This is a genomic window from Paenibacillus sp. UNC499MF, assembly GCF_900107975.1.
GTDB lineage: Bacteria > Bacillota > Bacilli > Paenibacillales > NBRC-103111 > Paenibacillus_F.
Genome location: NZ_FNVF01000003.1, coordinates 91,748 through 117,059 on the forward strand (window position 1 = coordinate 91,748; position 25,312 = coordinate 117,059).

At 53.9% G+C, this 25,312-nt stretch carries 21 protein-coding genes; 5 read left to right on the plus strand and 16 right to left on the minus strand.

All coding sequences use genetic code 11. From position 1 onward, the window contains the following. Nucleotides 1-120: 120 nt before the first annotated feature. Complete coding sequence (locus C4S74_RS08460) at nt 121-654, minus strand: LysM domain-containing protein (protein WP_103994909.1); 534 nt, start codon at nt 652-654, stop codon at nt 121-123. 144 nt (nt 655-798) lie between these two features. Here C4S74_RS08460 and lexA point away from each other — a divergent pair, with 144 nt between their 5' ends. Then, on the plus strand, nt 799-1,410 hold the full coding sequence (lexA, locus tag C4S74_RS08465) for a transcriptional repressor LexA (RefSeq protein WP_103994910.1): 612 nt from the start codon (nt 799-801) through the stop codon (nt 1,408-1,410). Between the two features lie 166 nt (nt 1,411-1,576). On the opposite strand, the gene glnA is transcribed toward lexA, so the two are convergent. The 5 genes from glnA to C4S74_RS08495 all read right to left on the minus strand — a co-directional run bounded on the left by glnA (nt 1,577) and on the right by C4S74_RS08495 (nt 7,633). Then, entirely contained in the window at nt 1,577-2,911 is a 1,335-nt protein-coding gene (glnA, locus tag C4S74_RS08470; RefSeq protein ID WP_103994911.1) for a type I glutamate--ammonia ligase, read from the minus strand. Nucleotides 2,912-2,941: 30 nt separating this feature from the next. Beyond that, nucleotides 2,942-3,355 (minus strand): MerR family transcriptional regulator, encoded by a 414-nt coding sequence (locus tag C4S74_RS08475; protein ID WP_009674344.1) that lies wholly within the window; start codon nt 3,353-3,355, stop codon nt 2,942-2,944. Nucleotides 3,356-3,548: 193 nt separating this feature from the next. Further along, on the minus strand, nt 3,549-4,799 hold the full coding sequence (locus C4S74_RS08480; RefSeq protein ID WP_103994912.1) for a methionine gamma-lyase family protein: 1,251 nt from the start codon (nt 4,797-4,799) through the stop codon (nt 3,549-3,551). Between the two features lie 18 nt (nt 4,800-4,817). Further along, nucleotides 4,818-6,164, minus strand: a complete 1,347-nt coding sequence (gene hflX / locus C4S74_RS08485; protein WP_103994913.1) for a GTPase HflX — start codon at nt 6,162-6,164, stop codon at nt 4,818-4,820. Nucleotides 6,165-6,667: 503 nt separating this feature from the next. After that, nucleotides 6,668-7,633 (minus strand): AAA family ATPase, encoded by a 966-nt coding sequence (locus C4S74_RS08495; RefSeq protein WP_103994915.1) that lies wholly within the window; start codon nt 7,631-7,633, stop codon nt 6,668-6,670. 189 nt (nt 7,634-7,822) lie between these two features. On the opposite strand from C4S74_RS08495, the gene C4S74_RS08500 reads away from it, so the two are divergent. After that, nucleotides 7,823-8,539, plus strand: a complete 717-nt coding sequence (locus tag C4S74_RS08500; protein ID WP_103994916.1) for a hypothetical protein — start codon at nt 7,823-7,825, stop codon at nt 8,537-8,539. A gap of 179 nt (nt 8,540-8,718) precedes the next feature. Here C4S74_RS08500 and C4S74_RS08505 read toward each other — a convergent pair whose 3' ends face one another. Both C4S74_RS08505 and C4S74_RS08510 read right to left on the minus strand, forming a co-directional pair. Next, entirely contained in the window at nt 8,719-9,633 is a 915-nt protein-coding gene (locus C4S74_RS08505; RefSeq protein ID WP_103994917.1) for a hypothetical protein, read from the minus strand. Then, complete coding sequence (locus C4S74_RS08510; protein ID WP_103994918.1) at nt 9,633-10,643, minus strand: lipoate--protein ligase; 1,011 nt, start codon at nt 10,641-10,643, stop codon at nt 9,633-9,635. Before C4S74_RS08510 ends, C4S74_RS08505 begins: the two co-directional genes overlap by 1 nt. A gap of 210 nt (nt 10,644-10,853) precedes the next feature. On the opposite strand from C4S74_RS08510, the gene C4S74_RS08515 reads away from it, so the two are divergent. The 3 genes from C4S74_RS08515 (at nt 10,854) to C4S74_RS08525 (ending at nt 12,984) form a co-directional block, all read left to right on the plus strand. Next, the gene (locus C4S74_RS08515) at nt 10,854-11,570 is read left to right on the plus strand and encodes a GNAT family N-acetyltransferase (RefSeq protein WP_258042438.1); all 717 of its coding nucleotides are present in this window, start codon (nt 10,854-10,856) and stop codon (nt 11,568-11,570) included. Between the two features lie 103 nt (nt 11,571-11,673). After that, on the plus strand, nt 11,674-12,543 hold the full coding sequence (locus C4S74_RS08520; protein ID WP_103994919.1) for an SDR family oxidoreductase: 870 nt from the start codon (nt 11,674-11,676) through the stop codon (nt 12,541-12,543). Between the two features lie 219 nt (nt 12,544-12,762). Next, entirely contained in the window at nt 12,763-12,984 is a 222-nt protein-coding gene (locus tag C4S74_RS08525; protein WP_103994920.1) for a hypothetical protein, read from the plus strand. Nucleotides 12,985-13,134: 150 nt separating this feature from the next. On the opposite strand, the gene C4S74_RS08530 is transcribed toward C4S74_RS08525, so the two are convergent. The 8 genes from C4S74_RS08530 to mutS form a co-directional block, all read right to left on the minus strand. After that, nucleotides 13,135-13,470: a hypothetical protein gene (locus C4S74_RS08530; protein ID WP_103994921.1), complete on the minus strand. Its 336-nt coding sequence runs from the start codon at nt 13,468-13,470 to the stop codon at nt 13,135-13,137. A gap of 149 nt (nt 13,471-13,619) precedes the next feature. Then, nucleotides 13,620-16,202: a transglycosylase domain-containing protein gene (locus tag C4S74_RS08535; RefSeq protein ID WP_103994922.1), complete on the minus strand. Its 2,583-nt coding sequence runs from the start codon at nt 16,200-16,202 to the stop codon at nt 13,620-13,622. Between the two features lie 152 nt (nt 16,203-16,354). Further along, nucleotides 16,355-16,600, minus strand: a complete 246-nt coding sequence (gene hfq / locus C4S74_RS08540) for an RNA chaperone Hfq (RefSeq protein WP_009674373.1) — start codon at nt 16,598-16,600, stop codon at nt 16,355-16,357. 56 nt (nt 16,601-16,656) lie between these two features. Next, a complete protein-coding gene (miaA, locus tag C4S74_RS08545; protein ID WP_103994923.1) occupies nt 16,657-17,631 on the minus strand; it encodes a tRNA (adenosine(37)-N6)-dimethylallyltransferase MiaA in 975 nt (324 codons plus the stop codon). Next, the gene (locus C4S74_RS08550; protein ID WP_103994924.1) at nt 17,625-18,398 is read right to left on the minus strand and encodes a class I SAM-dependent methyltransferase; all 774 of its coding nucleotides are present in this window, start codon (nt 18,396-18,398) and stop codon (nt 17,625-17,627) included. The genes miaA and C4S74_RS08550 overlap by 7 nt, the downstream gene beginning before the upstream one ends. Nucleotides 18,399-18,601: 203 nt before the next feature. Further along, nucleotides 18,602-20,944, minus strand: coding sequence for a DNA mismatch repair endonuclease MutL (gene mutL, locus C4S74_RS08555; RefSeq protein WP_103994925.1), 2,343 nt, complete (start codon nt 20,942-20,944; stop codon nt 18,602-18,604). A 6-nt stretch (nt 20,945-20,950) separates the two neighbouring features. Then, the gene (locus C4S74_RS08560; RefSeq protein ID WP_103994926.1) at nt 20,951-22,390 is read right to left on the minus strand and encodes a S41 family peptidase; all 1,440 of its coding nucleotides are present in this window, start codon (nt 22,388-22,390) and stop codon (nt 20,951-20,953) included. A gap of 132 nt (nt 22,391-22,522) precedes the next feature. Continuing rightward, complete coding sequence (mutS, locus tag C4S74_RS08565) at nt 22,523-25,264, minus strand: DNA mismatch repair protein MutS (protein WP_103994927.1); 2,742 nt, start codon at nt 25,262-25,264, stop codon at nt 22,523-22,525. Nucleotides 25,265-25,312 lie beyond the last annotated feature (48 nt).

A 25,312-nucleotide genomic window follows, 5' to 3' on the forward strand; every position in this document is an offset into this window, starting at 1 on the left:
AAAAACGAAAAAAAGACATATCCCGCAGGACATGTCTTTCGCAATATCGTTATTTTGGATTTGGTCCTTCAGAGAAGGCGGATAGAGCCGACAGAGCTGCCTTTCTAATAGAAGAAAGAGCTACGGCAGCTTGATGACATCTCCCGCTTTAAGCACGTCTCCCGCGGACAAATCATTGATCTTGCGCAGCTTGTAAATATACGCCCGGACATCAGAGCCTTCCGGAGCTTGATTCGCAGCGATACTCCAGAGCGTGTCTCCTCTTTGTACGATGACGGAAGGCTCCGCGGTCTCCTGCTTGTTAATTGCCGCAGCCTGAAGCTCTACGTCAGCCGTGCCGTTCTCTCCGCTCGCGAACGCCCGGACCATAATGACGCAGCTGAAAGCGATCAGAAGGACAAATGCGATTACAGCCGTACGTACGATATTGCGGTTGGATTTTTTCAAAGAGGGAACACTTGTTCTCTCCCCTGCTGTGCGGACACTCCGTTCGGCCTTGGAGTCGGATGTACGCGCCGTTAGACGGCCGCTATTGTGACGAGGATCGTTCGCTTCATTAACTGCCGGTGTATGGGGTGAAGCCTCGTCTTCCGGGGACAATTCCCCGTTTCGTGTATGTAAGGTTAATTCCGGATTGGCAAAGTATGCGATCATCAATAACGCCTCCAAACATTTGTTCTGTTTTGAATTTAACACGAACGAATGTTTGTGTCAACGCATTTTTTCGAACTTATGTTTGTACGAACTCCGGTTCTGTGCTATACTTTAGGTAATTTATACATATTGGAGTGATACGTAATGGGCAAGGTCTCGCAGCGCCAACTGGCCATCCTTGAATTTATCAAGAATGAAGTGAAAGATAAAGGCTACCCGCCATCCGTCAGAGAAATCGGAGAAGCCGTAGGTCTGGCATCCAGCTCGACGGTGCACGGGCATCTCGAACGCCTGGAGAAGAAAGGTCTGATCCGCCGGGATCCCACGAAACCGAGAGCCATCGAAATTACGGACGGAGATTCCGATTTCGCGCTTTCCATCGCACAAGTCCCTCTCATCGGTAAAGTAACGGCCGGTGTGCCGATTACGGCTACCGAGAACATCGAAGACTACTTCCCTCTTCCGATGCACCTCGTCAGCGACTATAACGTCTTTATGCTCAATGTCGTGGGCGAAAGCATGATCGAAGCCGGCATTCACAACGGCGATATGGTGATTGTCCGCCAGCAGCAGACGGCTAACAACGGAGACATCGTCGTTGCCATGACCGATGAAGACGAAGCGACGGTGAAGCGTTTCTACAAAGAACGCGACCATATCCGTCTGCAGCCCGAGAATTCCACCATGGATCCGCTTCTGCTCAACAATGTTACGATTCTGGGCAAAGTGATCGGTTTGTTCCGCAATATCCATTAATCCGGCCTTGGCAATGGAGCTGCCCGTTACGCTGAACATATAGAAGAACCCGCAGAAATTGCTTTCTGCGGGTTCTTTTTTGTGAGCCGGCCCGGGGGCCGGTTTCACGATTTTCGGGACACCCCGATCTTAAGACAGACCTAAGATCCGCCTTAACCGGTTATTTTTAGTAAAGCGTCATGTACTGCTCGCGTTCCCATGCGTGAACTTGAGTACGGTACATGTCGTACTCGATTTCTTTCAGTTCCACGAAGTGCGCCAGCGCGTGTTCGCCCAGCGCGTCGCGGATCACTTCGCTTTTGAGCAGCTCGTCAAGAGCTTCTCTGAGGTTACCCGGCAGACTAGGAATGCCCTGCTCGATACGCTCTTCTTCGGTCATTACATAGATGTTGCGGTCAGTCGGAGGCGGCAGCTGAATTTTGTTCTTGATGCCGTCCAGACCCGCTCTCAGCAGAACCGCCAGAGCCAGGTACGGGTTAGCCGCCGGATCCGGGTTACGAACTTCAACGCGCGTGCTGAGGCCGCGGGAAGCCGGAATACGGATCATCGGGCTGCGGTTGCTCGCAGACCAGGCTACGTAACAAGGTGCTTCGTAACCGGGCACAAGACGCTTGTAAGAGTTGACGGTCGGGTTTGTAATCGCCGCAAATGCACGTGCATGATGCAGGACACCGGCCATGAAGTGACGAGCGTCTTCGCTGAGACCCAGCGGATCTTTCTCGTCTACGAACGCGTTCTCTCCGCCTTTGAACAGGGACTGGTTGCAGTGCATGCCGGAACCGTTTACGCCGAAGAGCGGCTTCGGCATGAACGTAGCGTGCAGGCCGTGCTGTCTGGCGATCGTTTTAACGACAAGTTTAAACGTCTGGATCTGGTCGGAAGCTTTAATCGCGTCCGCATATTTAAAGTCGATTTCGTGCTGTCCCGGAGCCACTTCGTGGTGGGAAGCCTCGATCTCGAAGCCCATTTCTTCAAGCTTAAGTACGATTTCACGGCGGCAGTTCTCGCCAAGATCCGTAGGAGCCAGGTCAAAGTATCCGCCTTGGTCGTTCAGTTCGAGGGTCGGGTTGCCTTTCTCGTCGGTTTTGAACAGGAAGAATTCCGGCTCGGGACCTACGTTCATCGAAGTATAGCCCATTTCCTCGGCTTCCTTCAGCGCACGCTTCAAAATTCCGCGCGGGTCGCCAGGGAACGGATTTCCGTCCGGCAGGTAAACGTCGCAGATCAGGCGGGCGACTTTGCTTTCCGTAACCCAAGGGAAGATGACCCATGTATCCAGATCGGGATACAGATACATATCGGATTCCTCGATACGCACGTAACCTTCGATGGACGAACCGTCGAACATCATTTTGTTATCAAGCGCTTTTTGAAGCTGACTGACCGGGATTTCCACGTTTTTAATCGTTCCAAGGAGATCGGTGAATTGAAGACGGATAAAACGGACGTTCTCTTCTTTGGCGATTCGTAGAATATCCTCTTTCGTGTAAGAAACTGTCATGAAACTTCTCCTCCTCTTACCCCATGCTTTTTATTTTGGAAAAAATCGGGATAACTCACCTTGAATCAGCGATACCTGGCCCGGACGCTTGCCTCCGCCGAGCAGCTGCTGCTTCAGCATTTTGTGCAGCTGGGTGTCTGTCAGTTCTTTGCGTTTCACTTCGGTTTGTTCGGTAATAACGGTAGCTTCCTCGGAGTCTTTGGAGATCGGCAGCAGCACTTGTTTAATGCCCGCAATGTTAACGCCTTTCTCAATCAGATCCTTGATCTCAAGCAGTCTCTCCACATCGTTGAACGAATACAACCGCTGGTTGCCGGAGGTTCTGGCCGGGATCACGAGTTCGTGCTGCTCATAGTAACGAATTTGTCTGGCTGTCAAATCGGTCAGTTTCATTACAATACCGATTGGAAAAAGAGCCATATTTCTGCGGATATCATCACTCATGATCGATTCACTCCTGAACGTTAAGTTCTGATCTTATTGTAATGGAAAGTACGGAAATATGTCAAGTCATGTTAGCTTAATTTACAAGAGAAAATAAAACAGACATTCCGGCGCTTTAAAATGCCGAAATGCCTGTTATTTTTCCGTTGCCGGCGGTTTTCCCGCCTGTTTTCGATCAAACCTCACATGAAGTTTATAGCAGACCCCGCTCTTTCATGTGCTGCAAAGCCGTCAGTACGCCCAATTTGCAGTGGGAATAGGTAAGACCGCCCTGCATGTAAGCGATATACGGCTCGCGGATCGGAGCGTCGGCGGACAATTCCAGGCTTCCGCCTTGAATGAACGTGCCCGCCGCCATAATAACGGGATGCTCGTATCCCGGCATATCCCACGGCTCGGGCGTCACGTGCGCATCTACCGCCGATGCCCTCTGAACCCCCTGCACGAAAGTGATCAGATGCTCGGCGCTCGTAAACTCGATCGCCTGAATCAGATCCGTGCGCGGCTCTTCCGGTCTCGGCCGGGTTTTGAAGCCGAGTTGCTCGAAAACGGCCGCGGCGACGACCGAGCCTTTTACGGCTTGTCCGACGAGATGAGGGGCCAGAAACAGCCCCTGATAAATCGAGCGCGTCGTTCCCAGCATGGCGCCGACCTCGCCGCCGATTCCCGGTGCCGTCAGCCGGTAGGCCGCCATCTCGACAAGCTCCTTGCGCCCGGCGATATAACCGCCCGACGCCGCAAGTCCGCCTCCGGGATTTTTGATCAGAGACCCCGCGATGAGATCCGCTCCCACCTGATTGGGCTCCAGCAGTTCGGTAAATTCACCGTAGCAGTTGTCGACGAATACGATCAGATCCGGACGGATGCTTTTCACAAGCTCCACCATCTCCCCGATGGCCGCAACGGTAAACGACGCCCGCCAGTCGTATCCTCTCGAACGCTGGATGCCGATGACTTTCGTTTTTGGCGTAATGGCCGCGCGGATGCCCGCTTCATCCAGTGAACCGTCCGCCAGAAGAGGAACCTCCCGGTAACCGATCCCGAAGTCCTGGAGAGAACCGGTACCGTCTCCCGGCTTTCCGATCACTTTATGCAGCGTGTCGTAAGGCTTGCCCGTGATATAAACCAGCTCGTCCCCCGGCCGTAATACGCCGAAAAGCGCCGTACCGATCGTATGCGTCCCCGATACGAAATGAGGACGAACGAGCGCAGCCTCCGCGCCGAACACTTCCGCATACACGAGATCAAGCAGCTCCCGCCCTCTGTCGTTGTAGCCGTAACCGGTAGAAGAAGCGAAATGATAATCGCTTATGCCTTGATTTTGAAAAGCGGCTATAACCTTCCACTGGTTATGGTCGATCGTCCGTTCTATCTCACGGAAGCGCGGCTGAACGCTTTCTTCCGCCTGCTCCATAATAGCCATGATGTCTGAATCAAATTGCATATCGTCCGTTCCCTCTCCTTATTCTCCCTGCTGATCCTGCTGCTCTTGTTTATCCTGCATATCCTGCTTGTTCTTGTCTGCCTTAACTTCATAAGGAGAAAGCAGGTACTGAACTTTATCGTAATCATCCTTGTTGATGTTGACCCGGAACGTCAGCACATCTTCCTCGGCCCCGCTTTCGGCCACGTCGCCGATCCGGTACACGAGAGCGATGATATCTCCCTTATCCGCGGGAATACGGAACGTGCGGCTGTCGCCCATTAAAGTTTCCTGAATGAGCAGCCGTACTCTTTCCTGGTCTTTCTCGTCATAAGCGGAAATCCGCAAGTGCGGCAGGCTCGTCGTCAGCATCTGCAGCTCCTGCTCCGTGCACAGGTCGATCTTGTTAAAAAGCACCGCCTGGGGTTTGCCGCTCGCCCCCAGATCGCCGAGCACTTCATTCACCACACGCATCTGCTCCTCGCGCATCGGGCTGGAGCTGTCCACGACATGAAGCAGAAAATCGGCTTCGCAGGCTTCCTCCAGCGTCGCCCGGAATGCCGCCACGACATCGTGAGGCAAATTCTGGATAAAGCCGACCGTATCGGTCAGCACGACTTCTTTGCCGCTCGGAAGCTCAAGCGTGCGGGAGGTCGGATCGAGCGTGGCAAACAGCTCGTTCTGAACGTACACGTCCGCGTTCGTCAGTTGGCGCAGCAGCGTCGATTTGCCCGAGTTCGTATATCCGACAAGGGCGATCTGATAGACGCCGGTTTTGCGCCGGCGTTCGCGGTGCAGCGTACGGTGGCGGACCATCTCCGACAGGTGCGCCTTCAGCTCGCCGATGCGGCCGCGGATATGACGGCGGTCCGTCTCCAGCTTGGACTCGCCGGGTCCTCTCGTCCCGATGCCGCCGCCGAGACGGGACAAGTTTTTCCCGTGTCCCGAAAGCCGCGGAAGCAGGTAGCTCAGCTGCGCCAGCTCCACCTGCACAATCCCTTCGCGGGTGCGTGCGCGTCCGGCAAAAATATCGAGGATGAGCTGCGTCCGGTCGATAATTTTGACGTCCAGCGCTTCCTCCAGGTTGCGCACCTGCGCGCCCGAAAGCTCCTGGTCGAAGATCGCCGTCGTCGCTTCATGCTCGTCGATCAGCGCCTTCAGCTCTTCGACCTTGCCTTTGCCGATAAACCATTTCGTATCGGCGCTTTCGCGGTTTTGCGTCAGCGTTTCCAGCACTTCGACGCCGGCCGTTTCCGCCAGCTGGATCAGTTCCTGGAGCGAGTAAGCCACGAGTTCTTCGTGTTTTTTCATACTATCCGTAACCATACTTACAAGAATAGCCCGGTCTTTCATTCCGGTTCTGACTTCATGACCTGTTTGTTTCATGCAGCGTCTCCTTTTGGGTATATGTATCCGCCATGTAGGTGGGAATTATAGGCTCGTTAGAGGGTCTAAAGCATCATTATCTCTCATTATTACCTTTTTTACAAAGGTATTCACCAATTTCTTTTGCGTCCGGCGGGCTCCCATCCTTTTACGGCTTTTACACGGACTTTGCCTGCTCCGATCAGGTGGAACACAAAGCCGCTTTCAAATAAAAAACTCATCCTGGTAAGGATAAGTTTTTTAAGACCAGGTGGAACGGAAAAAGTTAACCCGTAATCCTTCTGTTATTCGGTTTTCGGTTTTCGGTTTTCGGTTTTCGGTTTTCCGTTTTCGCTTTTCCGTTTTCGCTTTTCCGTTTTCGTTTTCGTTTTCGCTTTTCGCTTTTCACTTTTCGTTATTCCGTTTTCGCTTTCCGTTCACCGTTACCCATTTTCCCGTCCAGTCCGCGTCTGTCACGCCAGACTGCCGGTTCCGCTTTACCGTCTAGCTCCACTGGCGGCGATTTATGAAACACCATATTCCATTTTAAGTTTGTTTTCCGCCGCCGTCACATCCTGAGGCAGAATCTCCATCAGATCCTGCTTGGACGGCTTTTTGTACCGGCTTAATAACCGGACGGCCTGATTTCGTATTGATTTCTCGATCACATTGCGCACGAAACGCGCGTTATTGAAGTTAAGGCTCGTTTCTTTCTCCATGATAATGATGTCCCTCAGTTTATTAACCGATTCGAGGCGCATAATGTAATCACGCTCGTTAATCATCAATTCCGCAATTTGAATAAGCTGATCCACATTATAATCCGTGAAATCAACCTGGATCGGAAAACGCGAAGGCAGCCCGGGATTCGTCGATAAAAAATAATCGATTTCGTCCGGATACCCGGCAAGAATCAAAATAAAATCGTTTTTATGGTCCTCCAGGCTTTTTACGAGACAATCGATCGCCTCCTTGCCGAAATCCTTCTCCCCGCCTCTGGCCAAACTATAAGCTTCATCGATAAAAAGGATGCCGCCGAGCGCTTTTTTAATCAAATCCCTCGTCTTGATAGCCGTGTGCCCGATATATTCTCCGACCAGATCGGCCCGCTCCACCTCGATCAAATGGCCTTTGCTCAGAACCCCCAGGCTTTTGAACAACTTGGCCAGTATTCTCGCCACCGTTGTTTTCCCCGTTCCCGGATTGCCTTTAAAAATCATATGGTATACTTGCGAATTATCTTTAAGTCCGGCTGCGCTCCTTAGCTTGTTGATATGCAGCGTGGCGTACATTTGATAAATAAGATCTTTCACTTCCTGCAGGCCGATCATCGTGTTCAGTTCCTTCAATGTTTCGTTGAACGTTTCCGATTGGATATCCAAGGTTGTATTTTCCGGTTCCTGTATAAGTGGCGCAGCCTCTTGACTGTTAAACACAATATTGATCTGCGAATTGCTCCTGACCGTGATTCGTCTTGAAGTTGCGTCCATTCTCCTCACCTCTTTCATAATTATATGCAGAGAAGGAACGGGGTCATGCAACAAACTTGGCGTCGGGACAGGCGCGTTATATGAGAAAGCTGCGCAGGAGATTGCCGGGTTCCAAAAACAATTGTTATATTTTGGAATATGTGGTAGTGTCGCTTTGTATCTTTATCTTTTTCGGGAAAAGGTGAGTCTGTGAATAAATTCGTTTGTGTATTGCTTGCCGCAGCCGCTGCGGCAGCTTCTACGCTACCTGCGGCAAATGCGGCGGCTGTAGATTCCGCCTATATCGACCCCGTGTCCGGTATCCGTTTCAGCACGTTCGATGTTGTCTCCGGGCAGCAGGGAGTCCAAGATGCGGCGGTTCCGTATACGGATCCTCAACGTATTCCGAAGGACTCGTCCTTGCAAAATAAACACTCTTCTTTCTCACCGGCAGATCAAATTTCCGAAGTGTACAGTCATTCCGTCTATTCCAATGCGGGAACGAGCGTAACCCGTTTGAACACCGGCCCCCGGCAAAATGATATTTTTCTGGGATCTTCCGCCCGCGGCAGCAGCTTTACCCTGACAGGACGTAAGCAAATAAGCGCTTCTAAGCAAATCAGCGGGTTATATAACAGCGGTATCGCCAGTCTTGTAAAGCGGGCCGTAGCCGGCAATATTTCCGGAGAGTTCCACTATGTATGGCCGGATTCCAAAGTATACACGGCTCCTGAAACAGTGCCTTTTCATCGCGATTATTATGGAGCTATCCAGTACGACACTTGTTCAACGCTGGTTCGCCAGAAAGATATTTATAAACAATATTACAGATCCATTTATGTAAGAGAGGTTCAGTATGAGCGGGGGATTGTCGAGACTGTTTCTTCCATTGCCCCTAAAGGCATAGAATACTCTATCGATTTTTAGAAAGCCTCTTAAAACCGTTAAACTTCCGCTTTTTCATCTCTGGGTTTGGTACCGTCCGTTCCAGAAGACAGAATCATGGGCGCCTGAATCAAAAAAAGAGAGGCTCCTACGCCTCTCCTTTTCCTATAAACATCTCAAGATGAGGCTTACCTGCATCCTGCACATAGCCGATCGTACGATCACTCGCGTTCTTCCGCATCCGCTGTTTTCTCCAGCTCACCGGAATCTTCTTCCCCGGAAGCCGCGTCATTCTCGTCTTCTCCCCCAGTCGCAGGCATTCGATCCGATGATCCGCCGTCCTCCTTGTCCAAATAAAGCGAATCCAGATCGGTCCGCCAATCCGCCACAAAGTAAAGGATATGCTCCGAAGGCACGCCGGCCATATCCGCCTGATCCCAGTCCCCGGCCAAGTCCGTGAGCTTCAGATCTTCCCCTTTATAAGGTCCCGAGGCAAAAAAATCGTTCGCCCAGTTGAGCTGGAAAAGATGGCCGTCAGGCGCCTGAACCGCGGTGGGCGCGTAGCCCATCCGGATTTCTCTGGCCCAGGACGTCGCCAGCCGGACATCGGCCGGAAGCGTATACGGAGACGGCTCCACGGCCGCGACCTCGTCGCAAAAACGGATACGTCGGCCGTCCTGCCACAAATCAATCGGGGGCCGGCTTTGAAAGCTGACATACGCCATGTCGAATGTCTCGCCCCGCACGGTCGTTACCCGGCAGGGAACTTCCGCGGAAGTCCGGCCGCCCGCAATGCTGCTCTGCGCCGTAGCCCCGATTTTGCCGAGCTCATCCCAAATTTCATCGGACACCTCGTATGTACCCGCATTCCAATGCTCCACCAGCCCGGCTTTGGACGGATGGATATAAGACATCATAATGCCGTCCCTGCCCAGGTACCACCTGCTGCCGCAATTTACGCACGCATACTCCCAGCCGTGCTTGAGCTGCCTCTCGATCTTGAGCGCCCGCTGCACCTGCTTCGATTCGGCATCGCTGCCGTGCTGGAACCTGGCCCAGTTAAAAGAAATATACCTCTTGCCGCTGCACTGAGGGCATGCCGCCGGAGGCGATGACTTGCGTGAGAGACGAGGCATTATGCCTCCTCTCCTTTCAAGGTCAGCAGCCCGATAAATTCTTCCTTGCCGACCGCTCCGAAATAGGCGGTAATATCCGTTCCTTCCAAAGCCCGTTCCAGCGACTGCGTATCGTACTTCACGCCGGTAAGCAGACGCTCGATTTCTTCGACGTCTTTTACTCCGAAGAAGTCCCCGTAAATTTTCATTTTGCCGATCCGGCCTTCTTCCAGATTCATCCGCACATCGATCGTCCCTGCCGGAAAACGTTTGGAGTTGACGAGTTCGCTTTTCGGGGATCTGCCGTAATTCCATTCCCAGTTGCCGTAACGTTCCGCGGAAAGCTCGCGGATCGCCTCCCAATCCTTCTCCGTTAAAACGTATTGAGGCACTTCCGATACCTTCATGCCGAAAATATTTTCCAGAAGCTCTTGTCTGAATTCTTCAACCGTCATAGGCTTCTTAAGAAATTCCGTAATATTGGCGACACGGCTGCGGATGGACTTGATCCCTTTCGATTGGATTTTCTCCGCTTTGACCCTCAGTGCCGAAACGACATGCTCAATATCGGACTGAAAAAGCAGTGTCCCGTGGCTGAACAGGCGCCCTTTCGTCGCGAACATCGCGTTCCCCGAAATTTTGCGCTCGCCTACTTGAATATCGTTGCGTCCGCTCAACTCGGCGTCTACCCCCAGCTTGCGCAGGGCCTGGACGACCGGCTCCGTGAACTTACGGAAGTTATGGAACGATTCGCCGTCATCTTTGGTAATGAAGCTGAAGTTCAGATTCCCGTGATCGTGATAAACGGCACCGCCTCCCGACAATCGTCTGACGACGTGAATTCCGTTCTGTTCCACATACTCCGTGTTGATTTCCTCGACCGTGTTCTGGTTTTTTCCAATAATGATCGAAGGCTCGTTTATGTAAAAAAGCAGATAAGTTTCGTCTGCGGGCAAATTCTTAAGCGCATATTCCTCAATCGCCAAATTGATCTGCGGTTTTGTGATGGATTGATTGTCGATAAACAGCATACGGACCTCCACAGCGTTTTTCTTTTATTTTAAATCATTTTTGTCGAAAAAGATATTTTCAGGCCGGCGGCGGATCCCATCTTGAAAGTTCTTGAATAAAAACAGGAGTTAATGTATTTTTATACATAATTACGCATGATTATAAGTCGCCGGCTCGTTTAATTGTTTCCCCTGCGTGGTAAAGACGAGTTAGGTCAAGGAGATGACCCGATGAACACGAAGGCGGATATCCTGACATTGGAAAAATGGGCCGCGGACCAGTGGCCGCCGGAAGAAGTGGAAGCTCTCGGGCCTTGGCGCCTGAGGGCGGCGGGCGGGTTTACGAAACGCGCGAACAGCGTGCTTGCTGCCGGAGACATGCCGGACGATCCCGACTGGTTCGAGCGGATACGCCGCTTCTATTCGGACCGCGGACTGCCCGCCGCATTTCATATCAGCGATTCGTCGCCGCCGGAGCTGGATCTCATGCTGGAAGACAAAGGGGGCATTATAACGGCCCCCTGCTTCGGAATGATCGCTCCGGCAGCAGAAATGCTTGCGGGACTGCGCCCACATCAAGAGCGCGCCGGCGTCACCGCCGAGCTGTTTACGGCCCCTGATCCGGCATGGATGGATGATTTCATGGGACTGGAGGGGTATGCCGCGGAAGCCCGCTCCTTCTACGAAGGTTTGCTGGAACGCATGCCCGCTCCGAAGGTGTTCGTCCGCCTGGTGACGGACGACGGAGAGACCGTCGCGCTGGGTACGGCCCGTACTTCCGACGAACAGGCGATTCTGTCCAATATCATTGTCTCGAAGGACCGGCGGGGACAAGGCTTCGCGAAAGCGCTGCTGTCTTATTTGGCTGTCTGGTGCGCCGGCAATGGCGCTTCTTCCGTTTTTTTTGCAGGTGCTGCAGGACAACAGGCCCGCTCTTCGTTTATATGAGAGCGCAGGGTTCCATCCCCTGTTCCGGTACCATTACAGGGTTTTCCCTCAAGCATGATTTTTTCCGAGAAAGGTAAGCTAGAACAGAAAGGAGACGGTTTTCATGACGACGAACAAGGAGCAAAAGCAGACATTTCCACCCCAGCACCAGAACAATCAACCCGGTATTGAGACGCAAATGACTCCTCAGCCGCAATTCGAGGATAGCAAGTACAGGCCGGCCGGCAAGCTTAAAGGCAAGGTCGCGATCATCACCGGAGGTGACAGCGGAATCGGCCGGGCAGTTGCCGTGGCTTACGCCCAGGAAGGAGCGGACGTGGCCATTGTTTACTTAAGCGAGCATTCGGACGCGGAAAAAACGAAGTCCCTTGTGGAGCAGGAAGGCCGCAAATGCCTTCTCATTCCCGGAGACCTCGGAGACGAATCCTTCTGTAAACAAGTAATCGACGAGACCGTCAGCGGGCTGGGCAAGCTCGATATCCTGGTCAACAACGCGGCCGAGCAGCATCCGCAGAACAGCTTGGAAGATATTACGGCGGAACAGCTGGAAAAAACGTTCCGGACCAATATTTTCTCGATGTTTTTCCTTACGAAGGCCGCCCTCCCTCATTTGAAAAAAGGAAGCGCCGTGATTAACACGGCTTCCATTACCGCATATAAAGGAAATCCGACGCTGATCGACTATTCGTCAACGAAAGGGGCTATCGTCTCCTTTACGCGTGCACTCTCCCAATCCGTTATTGAAAAAGGGATCCGTGTTAACGGCGTAGCTCCGGGGCCTATCTGGACCCCGCTTATTCCTTCGACCTTTTCGGAGGACAAGGTAGCGTCTTTCGGTTCCGATACGCCTATGAAGAGAGCCGGGCAACCCGAGGAACTCGCTCCGAGTTACGTCTTCCTTGCTTCGGACGATTCTTCCTACATGTCGGGACAAATTCTTCACGTCAACGGCGGCACCGTCGTCAATGGCTGAGGCGAACCTATCGGCGTTATAAAGAGAAAAACTGACGCAGAGACATTCTCTCGTCAGTTTTTTTGCTGTCCGGGGCGGAGATCTTGACAATTTTGTTAAAAACCAAAAAAAGACAGAAATTTTTTCTGTCGAATTTCCCGATAAGACTTGCCTTTTATTGGTAAATGGGGTATCTTACTAGAGTAGTAAAAATTTGATAGAGAAAGGAGGCGACCTAAAATGGAAAAAATGTGCATGCAAATGATGATGACCATGTGTATGGATGAAATGATGTGCAAAATGAACACCATGAAGTGCATGATGGACGGCATGATGCAAATGAACATGATGTCCGAAATGAATATGGATATGGACATGATGATGGGCAAGATGCAAGAGTGCGACGAGAAAATGACGATGATGATGAAGATGATGAGCGAAATGAAACAAATGTCTATGTAATTCGGACTTTTCTAACTGAATCCCCTATTCATCCCACAATGAGTAGGAGCATCATCCCGGCAGAGCGGACGACCGCATGTCTTTTTTTTTGCCTTTTTGCCTTCTCAAGACATTCGCGGCAAGAACCCCGTAACCTTTGACCTGTCAATCTTACTTGACTGCCAATATTTTCTTCGAAATTTCAATCCTCTGCGATTTAAGCACCCATACCTGCTCCCGGATCGTTTCAATCTGCGTGCTGTCCTTGCTCTGCCTGAGCTGCTCGAACAATTCCAGCATTTTCAGATTGATCGAATCATACATCTTCCAAAGATCTTGCTTCATCTTCGCGCGAATTTCCTGTTGGACGTAATTGTCCCGGAACTTGAGCGATTCCTTTATAGCTTCCTGCCATTCTGTGTCTCCAAGGGAGCCGGCGTAATTATACAAATCAAGATGATCATCTACCCATTTACGGGACCATTCTTGTATAGAGGGTATTCGCATGACCATCAGCTCCTTCAGCACCTTATACCTAGTATTATACTGGGATTAATAAGAAATACAAGAGGGTAATTGAAATAATTTACAACTATTTTCAGCCCGTAAAAAAGCACCCCTCACCTGTCAGGTAAGGGGTGCTGAATATAGGCCAGCTATCCGTTGTTCTGCTGCCTGTCGTCGTCTCTGGAACCCGAGGTTCCCGTGCCGCCCGGTTCGGACGGAGGTGGAGTTGGGGTCGGGGTCGGAGAAGCCGTCCCGCCGGAAGCTCCGCCGTTTCCTGAGCCACCGTTCGTATTGCCCGGGTTCTTTTCTTTGTCTTTATCTTTATCTTTGTCTTTATCTTTGCCGGTATTGCCGTTTCCATTGCCATTACCGTTGCCGTTGTTATTCCCGTTATTGCCGTTATTATTTCCATTACCATTGCCGTTCTCATTTCCGCTGCCGTTCCCGTTGTTGTTTCCATTGCCGTTGTCTCCGTTGTCGCCGTTCGGATCGGCAGGCGGCGAAGTCGGCTCCGTCCCGGGAACGGTTACGGACGCAACGTTCGATTGGATTCCTGCCGCGTCCCCGTTGGCCGGAACGACGTAGTACTCATACGTCCCGCCGGGCTGAACGGTTTGGTCCATGTATTCCGTAGAGTTGGAAGGCGTAAGCTGACCGAAGTCGGTTTCTCCCGGGCCTTTGCGGAAGACCTGGTAGGCGCTCGTGCCTTCAGCAGCCGTCCAGCTCAAGCGAACGCCGCTGTTTTGCCAGCCTGCTCTCAAATCCGTAACGCTCTTCTTCTCCTGGACCGGAGGCTTCTCCTGCTCGATTGGTTTGCCTCCGCTCGGACGCTCGAAATCTTTTACAGGAATGCCTTTCATCGCCTCGGCCATAACGGCGCTGAAGACCATGTTGGCGCGGTCCGAATAATTTTTGCGGATATAATGCTTCGAATCCGTCTTGTCGAAACCGGCCCAGACGGCTCCCGTCCACTGCGGCGTATAACCGACGAACCAGATATCGCGGTAGTGCGATTCCAGTCCCTTCAAGTCAAGTTGGGTCGAACCTGTTTTACCGGCGAGAGGGCGGCCGAAATCGGCTTTCGTACCCGTACCGCCGCTCGTTACGACTTCCTTCATCATTTGAGTCATGTACCAGGAAGTTTTCTCGCTCATCACTTTCTTGGGCTCTGCTTTATAATCGATTATGGTTCCGTCGCTTTTCTCGATTTTCAAGATCGCGTGCCCCTGATTATAAACGCCGTTGTTCGCGAATGCCGCATAAGCTTGCGCCATTTGCAGCGGAGACTCCCCTTTGGTCATACCGCCCAGGGCGATGGCCAGGTTGTTGTCGTTTTCGTCGAACGTGATGCCGAGCTGCTTGGCGAAATCTTTACCGGTGTTGATGCCGATTTTGCTTAACGTCCATACGGCAGGAATGTTTTTGGATTTCTTGATGGCATAGGTCATATCGACTTGACCCAGATACTGCCCGTCATAGTTTCTCGGGGCGTATTTGCCGAATTCCTGCTTTGTGTCGTCCAGAATGGACGTAGGCAGGTAGCCCTTCTTCTCGATCGCCGGCGCGTAAACAACGAGCGGTTTGAACGAAGAGCCCGGCTGCCGCGGTTTAAACGAACGGTTCCACGTTCCCGATTTATAGTCCCGGCCGCCGATCATCGCGACGATTCCGCCGCTGGCGTTATCGAGAATAACCATCGAACTCTGCATCGGCTGCTCCGGTCCGTCCGGCTGGAACAGCTTCGCGTTCGTGTACGCCTTATCCATCGCCTTCTGAGCCGTGCTGTTCAGCGTCGTATAAATTTTATAGCCTCCGTTGGAGATCTGCTCATCCGTAACCCCGTATAAGTCGTAGGCTTCTTTGATGACGTAGTCACGGAAGCTTGGGAACAAGTCGCTTTGGGCAACCGGTGTCTGCTTCTTCGGATCGTAATCGACGGCCGCCGCCTGCGCGCGCTCTTCTTCGGTGATCAAGCCTTGATCCGTCATAAGTCTGAGAACGACGGCTCTGCGGTCTTTCGAAGCCTCGGGATCGGAAATCGGCGAATACTTCGAAGGTGCTTTCGGAAGACCGGCCAATGTTGCGATTTGCCACAGTTCCAGGTCTTTCAAATCAGTCACGCCGAAATACCGCTTCGCCGCCGCTTTCACCCCGTAAGCCTGGCTGCCGAAGTAAATCCGGTTGAGATATTTCTCCAGAATTTCTTCCTTAGTGAACTGGTTGTCGATAGCCAGCGCGATGGACATCTCGGTCCCTTTGCGGAAGAACGTTTTATCCGAGTTTAGGAAGACGTTCTTCGCAAGCTGCTGGGTGATCGTGCTCCCCCCCTCGACAGCGCTGCGAGCGATAATATCTTTGACGACCGCGCGTCCGAGCGACCAGAAATCAACCCCGGCATGCTCGAAAAAGCGCCGGTCTTCCGTCGCCACAAACGCGTTCACAAGCTGCTTCGGGAACTGCTCGAATTTTACGTTCTCCCGGTTTTCCTTAATAACTTTGGCGATTTCCTGTTTATCGGCATCATAAATAACCGATGCTCCCAGGGCATCGTCCAGTTTGTCTATGTTCGCATTAAGGATTTTAAGACCATTCAAATAAACGACTAAATAAATGCTCATCGCGCATATGAGCGCGAGAAGGGCGGCAATAATCACACCCAATATAACCTTCGCCGCATTCCCCTTTTTTTTCGGTTTCTTGCCTTTCGAAGGCGTTTTACTGCTTGCTGCCATTAACGCTCCCTCTCTTTCTGTGCATGGCTCTCTCTGGGGCAGGCTGCCTTGCAAAAAGTGTCAACTAGTAAAAGAACAACCCTATAAAATAAGGTTGTTCCGGACGATTCTTTAATTTAGACGAAGCAGGTAAACAAAAAGTTGCCGACCGGTTATTCGGCAGCGGACTGTTCAGGCGCCGGCATCAGAGATACGGAACGCTGAGGCGTAAACGTGGAGATCGCGTGCTTGTACACCATTTGCTGTCTGCCGTCGCTGTCGATAATAATCGTGAAGTTGTCAAAAGCGCGGATCAACCCTCTGATTTGAAACCCGTTGGTTAAGTAAACGGTAACGGGAATGCTTTCTTTACGGAGCTGGTTCAGAAAATTGTCCTGAATATTGATCGATTGTTTCATCAGAAGGTCCCCCTTAACATAATCAAACTGAGCCAAGTCTAAAAGCAAGCGTTTGCTTATGCATTATATTCGTTATCGTGTACAAACTTTCCTGTTATTATATCATGGAAATGTTCGAGATGCCCAGAAAAGTTTGCGGTATCCGTGACGTCTATCCACTGGATATCCTTCATATGACGGAACCAGGAAAGCTGCCTTTTGGCAAAATGTCTCGTGTCCCGCTTCAAGAGTTCGACCGCTCTCTCCAAGGAGATCTCCCCGTCCAGGTAAGAGACCATTTCCTTGTAACCGAGGCCCTGCATCGCGACAGATTGGCGGGGCACTCCGCTTTCAAGCAGCCTTGTCACTTCATCGACAAGCCCTTCGGCCATCATGATGTCGATTCTCTCTTCGATACGCTTGTACAGCAGCTGACGGTCCATGGTCAGTCCGACTATACATAGTTCGTAAGGGGATTCTTTTTTCTGGGCGGCATTATGGGCCGATAACGGTTTTCCCGTCAGATGATACACTTCCAGCGCCCGGATGACGCGCCGCCGGTCGTTGGGATGCAGTTTAAGCGCGGAATCGGGGTCCACCTCGGCAAGCGTCCGGTGGAGAGCTTCATCTCCATGCTCCTCGGCGAACCGATTCTTCTCCAGGCGGAATTCTTCGTCCGCCCCGGCTTCCAGAAACTGATACTCGTAGCAGACGGATTCCACGTAGAGTCCCGTTCCGCCGACGAGGAAAGGAAGCTTGCCGCGCTCCGTAATCTCAGGCACTAGCTGCCTGACGCGCTGCTGAAATTCCGCAACGGAGTAAGGGTAACCGGGATCGTGAATATCGATCATATGATGAGGGATTTTGGCCCTCTCCTCGGAAGTCGCTTTCGCGGTCCCGATATCCATTCCCCTGTACACCTGCATGGAGTCCCCGGAAAGAATCTCGCAGTTCCACCTCTCCGCGATTTCAAGGCTCAGCTTCGTTTTGCCGACCGCGGTAGGGCCGATCAGAACGAGCAGCTTCGGTTTCACGCCCGGGCCGTTCAGCATCGGATCACCCCGTAAGCCAGTTTGCTGCCGGTAGGAACGGTCTCGCGGAAACCAAGCCGGTCGAATTCTCCGCTCTGCCGGCCTTCCTTGAGGATGACGCAGCGGCGGGCGACACGACGGGCTTCTTCCACGGCCGCGGCTTCCAAAGGGCGGTCGTCCGCCGCACTGCGCAGAGGCGACAAACCCGATGATTGTTGGATCGGCGCCCGGAACATCGGATCGAAATACACGATGTCGCAGCTGTTGTCCTCCATGGCGCGCAGCCCGTCAAGATGATCTCCCTGCCGGATGGCGACGCGTCTCATGGCGGCGTCGAATTCGGCTTCTCCCGTCCGGTAGGATTTCAAGCCCTGCTCGAGCAAATAGGCCAGCACCCGGCCGTGTTCCCAAGCCGTTACGGAGCCTTCTTCCCCTACAGCGAAGGAAAAAAGGATCGAATCGGAAGCGAGTCCGGCCGTGCAGTCTACGACGGCGTCGCCCCGGCCGGCTCCCGACAATTGAAGAAGCGGATCGGTCGAACCCTGACGCAGCCGTTTGTAGCGGACCAGGGCCATGCTCGGATGGAAAAAGAGCGCGTGAGGGCCGCCGAAGTCATATTTTAAGCCTTCCTTCGTAATGAGAAGGATTTCGTTTTCTCCGAAACGCGAACGCATTCCGGAAAGCGTCAGCCGTTTTCGCGGTATAAAGCGGCCGCCCAGCGTCCGGGCTGCGGCGATCGCTTTATCCACGTCTTCGGAGGCTGGGTCGTAAGATGTGGTTACAAGCACAACATTCCCTCATTATCCGTTAGCGAGTTTTAAGCCGATGACGGGACGGTCGCCCGTTTCCGCCAAAGGACATGTACACCATATCACAAAGTCTTTCCGCACGTCAAAACGCGTGTTCGTATCCTTTCGCATCTGCCGCAGAGCGGAAAAGTACGCCCTGTAAAGGCTTCCCCCGCTTAAAACAGGCACGGGGATGCCAACTTTTACATGACGCGTTTGAACATTTTCTCCAGCTCGTAGGTCGAAAACGAAATGACGATCGGTCTGCCGTGAGGACACGTATAAGGATTGCCGCATCCGCCCAAGCGGTCAAGCAGCGCTTCCATTTCCGCGGTACTCAGACTCTGGTTGGCTTTGATCGAGGCTTTGCAGGAACATAGGGTGGACGATTTTTCCCGGAGCTTGGACAGGTCCACTCCCTTGCGCTCCGTCAAAATCCATTCACACATTTCCTCGACGATTGCCTGCTCGTCTCCAGCCGGAAACCAGTGCGGATAGGCTCTCACCAGGTACGTATTACCCCCAAAAGCTTCCAGATAAACGCCTACCTGCTCCAAAAGCGGCAGCTTGTCCCGGAGGGCTTGAAAATCCGCCGAGGTAAACTCCAGCGGGATCGGAACGAGGAGCTCCTGGCTGGCTTCCTGTGGTTCTCCGAACTTGGTGTAGTAGTATTCATAATTAATCCGCTCGTGGGCGGCATGCTGGTCGATCATATAAAAGCCCGCTTCGTTCTGGGCGAGCAAATACGTGCCGTGCAGCTGGCCGATCGGCGAAAGCGACGGAAAATCCGGCCGCTTGAGCGCTTCCTTGTCGCTGCGCGTCGGCAGCGCGGCAAGCAGGCTGCCCGCCGCCGCCTCGCGGGAGTACGGCCGGTCGTCCTGCGCGGATGCGCGGCCGGTCCGGCTTCCCGCGGCGGAGGCGCCGCCTCGCGGCTGGCCGCCGTAAGGCGCGCCGGATGGCTCGGCAGCGGCCGGCCGGGACTGCGGCTCGCGCAGCTGCGAAGCCGCCGCTTCCCGCGCGGCTGACGCCGGCACGCCGCCGGTAGCTGCTGCGCCTGCGGCGAAGCCGGAGCGCCGGTCGTCCGCTCCGTGCGGCGCGGACGAGCCCGCGAAGCCGCTGCCGGCTTGCGCTTCCGTGCCGCGCGGCGCCTGATGCGGTGCCGCTTCGGCGCCGGCCCGCAAGCCGGCTGTTCCGGCAGCGGGAGACTGCCGCTCCCGCCCGACGTCGCCGTCAGGAGCGGACGCTTCCGCCGCGGAGCCAGCTCCGCTTTCGCCTGCGGCGTCCGGCGGAGCAAGCGAGTCGAGCGAAGCCAGGCTGCGCAGGCGCTCGTCCTCCTCGCTCCCTCGGGCAGCGCCCCGCTCTTCTCCGGCCCCTTCGCGGATTTCCGCGGAAGCCGGTCCTTGTCCGTCCGCAGGGACGGACAGCTGTTCTCTCCACTGGGCCGGGGTAGTTCCCTGCTTCAGCAAAGGATCCGCCTCCGGCCTGTACAGCGTCATCGTCTCCTGGACGAACGATTCCTTGATCCGTGCGGAGGCCTGAACGCCTTTTGGAATAAGAACCTGGCGTCCCAAAGCTTCCTTGATCATGTCCTCGATCATTTTTACCAGTTCGGGCTCTTTGCTGAAACGGACTTCAAGCTTGGACGGATGCACGTTCACATCCACAAGCGAAGGGTCCATCTCGATGTGCAGAACGACCACCGGAAAACGGTTGATCGGCAGAAGCGTATGAAATCCGCTCATGATGGCATGCTGGACGGCGAAGCTCCGCACGTACCGGCCGTTCACCATAATGGAAATGGCGCTGCGGTTCGCCCGGTTCAGCTCGGGACGGGAAATATAGCCCGAAATTTTGTAATCCAGGCTCTCTCCTCCGACCGCGATCATCTGCTTGCCGACGGCGGATCCGTACACTCCCGCGATAACCTGCAGCAGATCGCCTCCTCCGAGCGTTTGCAGAAGACTGTTGCCGTTATGCTTTAATGTAAAAGCGATATCCGGGTGCGCCAGGGCGAGCCGGTACATATAGTCGGAAATATGTCCCAGCTCCGTCTGGATGGTCTTCATATATTTCAGGCGTGCGGGCGTATTGTAAAAAAGCTCTTTGACCGAAATATCGGTCCCTTTGCGTGCGGAAGTTTCTTCCTGCGTAACGACGTCCCCGCCGTCCACGGCAAGCTTGCGCCCCAGACCGCTGCCGTCCGTCGACGTCACGAATTCCGTTTTGGAAACGGCCGCGATACTCGGGAGCGCCTCACCGCGAAATCCCAACGTACGGATGGAAAAGAGATCTTTGCCCGACTGGATTTTGCTCGTCGCATGGCGGTAGAAAGCCAGCTCGCAATCCTCGCTCTCGATCCCGGAGCCGTTATCTGTTACGCGGATGAGCTGCAACCCGCCTTCTTCCGCAACGACATCGATGCGGCTGCTTCCGGCGTCAATGGAGTTCTCTACCAGTTCCTTCACGACCGATGCCGGACGCTCTACTACTTCGCCAGCTGCGATTTGGTTGGCGATATGCTCGTCAAGAAGCCGAATTTTGCCCATCTTAACCTACTCCTTCTCCGTCTCCAGCTGCAAAAGATTGTCTGCATCTTCCCAGTGCAGCTGCGGATAGATATCGTCAAATTTATCCAGATTGATATAGCTCGTCCCGTTCTTAAGAAGAAGGGTGTCGGGTGACATCGCGAATGTGTGAATTCCTTTACCGTTGTTTATGTTAACCGCCTGTGCGGTCTGATTCCACTTGATTTCGGCCCCGATCAGGGCCGCGAGCGTACGGGAAGCGACGAAAACGTGTCCTCCTTCGCGGATCGGTCTGTACGGCTCCGTCACTTCCACCTGATTGACGGTTACATCATGTTTGGTCACGCGTACCTGGAACGAACTCGTTCCCGCTTTGCGCAGGGCCGTAATGAGCTGGGCCGTGTAGCCGTCGGCTTCAACGTCGGGCACAATACCCACTCCGTTGACCGGCTTCATTTTTGGAGTCAAATATTCCTCGAAAGTCACCTTCACCGCGCTTTCATCGGAAAGACTGTGCAGACTCTGCATACTTCCCTTGCCATAGCTCTTCATGCCGATAACCTCGGCCACTCCGTAGTCCCTCAGGGCTCCGGCAAGCATCTCGGATGCACTGGCGCTGTTCTCGTTCATAAGCATGAAAACCGGCAGGTCCTGAGTCGTTCCTCCTTTGATTTGGAGGGGCGTATCTTCGTTGTTGCGGTTTTTCGTATGGGCGAAGACGCCTTCCTTCACAAATTTGGAGGCGATATTCTGGGCCGATTCCACGAGTCCGCCCGGATTATCGCGCAAATCGATAACCAGCGATTTCATGCCCATTTTTTGCAAAGCCGAAAAGGTCGCGTCGAAAATTTCATCCGCATCGCTTGAGAAGCTGTCGATTTTGATATAACCGGTGCTCGGCGTGATGAGGTAGCCTTCTACGTTAGGCATATGGATTTTCGCCCGTGTGAAGGTCAGTTTCACTTCTTTACCGTCACGCTTAACCGTCAGTTCGACTTTGGTTCCTTCGGGGCCGAGAACCCCGCTCACCACTTCGCTTACATTTTTTCCTTGAGCGGAAACGCCGGCGACTTTCAGAACGTAATCGCCTTTCTTAAGTCCGCCCTTCTCCGCCGGAGATCCTTCGAAAACCTTGTCCACATACACGCCGATATCGTCATTGCCCATCTGGGCGCCGATGCCGTAATAATTGTTTTCCAGGCTGTCCGTGAATTTTTCCAGTTGTTCTTTGGTGAAGTAGGTTGTGTACGGGTCTTTGGCGTTAATTTTTTTCAGCATGTCCGCAATGCTCAGACCTTTAAGCTCACCGGCCGTAACGCCGCTTACGTGATACTGGCCGAGCACTTGTCTCACTTCGTCTGTAATCTTCGCGCTTTCCTGAGCCCAGGCGGAAGCCGGAAGGACCGCGCCGAACACCAATGCGGCGGCTGCGGCCGTTTTAAATATACGAATACCGGGAAAACCCATTCATAATCACCCTTTTATTAAGATACGATGCGGCAGGAAAACGGAGGCGGACCCCCAGGTATCGCTTAATCCCGGCTTCGTGCGTCATTTTGATTGGAACTGTTCATCTGGAAAAAGACCACTTTTCCGCTGTCAGCTCTGTAATTTTTTCTTAAGCTCATACAAAACGTTGATCGCCTGAAGCGGCGTTATATTCAGCAGATCCAGCGCTTTGAGCTCTTCGATGGCCGCTCGCGTCTGCGGATCGGGTTTGGCGGCAGGCGTCTGAGCATGCTCCCGGGCCGGCTTCGCCTCTTCGAAAAAGCTCAGCTGCTCCACGGGCGATCCCGCTAATCCCGGGGAGGCCGCTCCCTTCGGCGTAGCGTAAGGAGCGCCGGCTTCGCCGATATCTCCCGCTGCTACTGCGGACCCAAGGGATGCAGCAGCTCCCGCCGGAACGGCCCCGCCGGACGATCCGGCTCCCGGTTCCGGCGCATCGGCTGCCGCACGCGCTTCGAATGCCTGCAGCAGCTCGTAGGACCGGGATATAATGCCGTCAGGCAGACCCGCGATCTGGGCGCAGTAGATGCCATAGCTCGTACTGGCCGCGCCCCGGATCAGCTTGCGCAGAAACGTAACCTGCTGACCGCTTTCCTTGACGGCCATGCAGTAATTCCGCAGCTGCGGCAAACTCTCCTCCAGGTGGGCCAGCTCGTGAAAGTGAGTGGAAACGAGCGTTTTGCACCCGATCTCGTGATGAAGGAACTCGATGACCGCCTGGGCGATCGCCATGCCTTCGCCTGTCGAGGTTCCACGGCCCAGCTCGTCGATAATGACGAGGCTGCGCTCGGTCGCTTTCTCCGTCATCACCTGGATGTCCATCATTTCGACCATGAACGTGCTCTGGCCGCCGATCAGGTCGTCGGCTGCCCCGATCCGCGTGAAAATACGGTCGATGATCGGAATCTTCGCGCTGCTTGCCGGTACGAAACAGCCGATCTGCGCCATCAGGCAAATAACGGCAACCTGCCGCATATACGTGCTTTTACCCGCCATGTTCGGGCCGGTAATCAGCAGCATGCTTCCGTCTCCGGCGGCAAGCTTCGTCTCGTTCTCGATGAACGCTCCGCTTTCAAGCACCGCCTCGACGACCGGATGCCTGCCTTCTTCGATGTGCAGATCGTAGCCGTCGCCGATCTCCGGACGGATAAACCGGTTGGACGCGCTTACCGCAGCCAGCGACTGGTACACGTCCAGCTCGGCTATCGCCTCGGCCAGCTTCTGAAGGCGTCCGATCTGCGAGGAAATCCGCTCCCGAAGATCAACGAAAAGCTGGTATTCCAAATCGGTGCGTTTGTCCTCCGCCTCAAGGATAAGCGCTTCTTTCTCCTTCAATTCGGGAGTGACGAAGCGTTCGGCGTTGGCGAGTGTCTGCTTGCGCTCGTAGCGCCCCTCGGGAAGGGACCCGACGTTGGCTTTGGTTACCTCGATGTAGTAACCGAACACTTTGTTGTAGCCGACCTTGAGAGACTTGATGCCGGTCGCCTCGCGTTCGCTTCTTTCCAGCTCGGCGATCCATTTCTTCCCGTTGGTGCTCGCTTCGCGAAGCTGATCCAGGTAATCGTGATAGCCTTCGCGGATCATGCCTCCGTCTCGGACCGATACCGGCGGCTCGTCTTCGATGGCACCGAGAATCATCTCCGAGATGTCGGAGCAGGGGTCCATTTCGTCGACAAGACGCTCCAGTACACGGGCGCCCGCACCTGCGCAGACGTCCTTCAGCCGGGGTACCTGTTCCAGCGAAACCCGGAGCGCGATCATGTCCCGGGCGTTGGCGCTTCCGTAGGCCATCCGGGCAACGAGCCGCTCCAGATCGTATACTTCTTTCAAAACGGTGCGCAGATCGTCGCGCAAAATAAACTGTTTGTACAGCGTTTCCACCGCGTCGTGACGATTGCGGATCGCATCGGCCTGCATCAGCGGCTTTTCGATCCAACGGCGCAGCATGCGCGCACCCATCGCGGTGACCGTTTCGTCCAGCAGCCATAGGAGCGAGCCTTTGCGGCTGCGTTCGCGGACCGTTTCCACGAGTTCCAGGTTGCGGCGCGTGAAAGGATCCATCGTCATGTACTGCTGGGGCGAGTAAGCGCGAATTTCTTTGATATGCGTCAAGCTCTGCTTCTGCGTTTCATGCAAATAGGCAAGGAGAAGGGAAACGACGCGTCTTGCGGAAGCGTCCAGCTTCCCGGCCGCCCCTTCGCCGAACTGCGGAGCGAGCTTGTCATCCGCCGCCTGCTCCCACGCCGTAAATACCGTGGATTTCGCCGTAAGCGGAATTTGCCCGCGGACCCGGTCAAGAAGCGGACCGTCCCCGATAATCTCCGCCGGTCCGTACGCGTTCAGCTCGTCGATCAGCAGTTGGAACGAGTCCGACAAGGAGGTTGCGTACAACTCCCCGGTGGACACGTCGCAGGCGCTGAAGCCGTACCGGCCTCCGACCTGTGCAACGGCCGCTATGTAGTTGTTGCTGGCGTCACCGAGCGTCTTTCCGTCCATCACGGTGCCCGGCGTCACGATCCGGACAATTTCCCGGCGGACGACGCCCTTGGCTGCGGAAGGGTCCTCCACCTGCTCGCAGATGGCGGCCTTGTAACCTTTCTCTATGAGACGGGAAATATAATTGTCGGCGGAATGATAGGGAACCCCGCACATGGGAATCTTCTCTTCCGTGCCGCCGCCGCGTCCCGTCAAGGTTATCTCCAGCTCGCGGGAAGCGTTGATGGCGTCTTCGAAAAACAATTCATAGAAATCTCCCAAACGGAAAAACAAAAAAGCATCCGGCACCTGAGCCTTGATTGCCAGATACTGTTGGATCATGGGTGTGTATTGAGTCATTCTAAACCTCCGACAAAACGTTCAGCGGATAAGGCTGTCTATGATTCT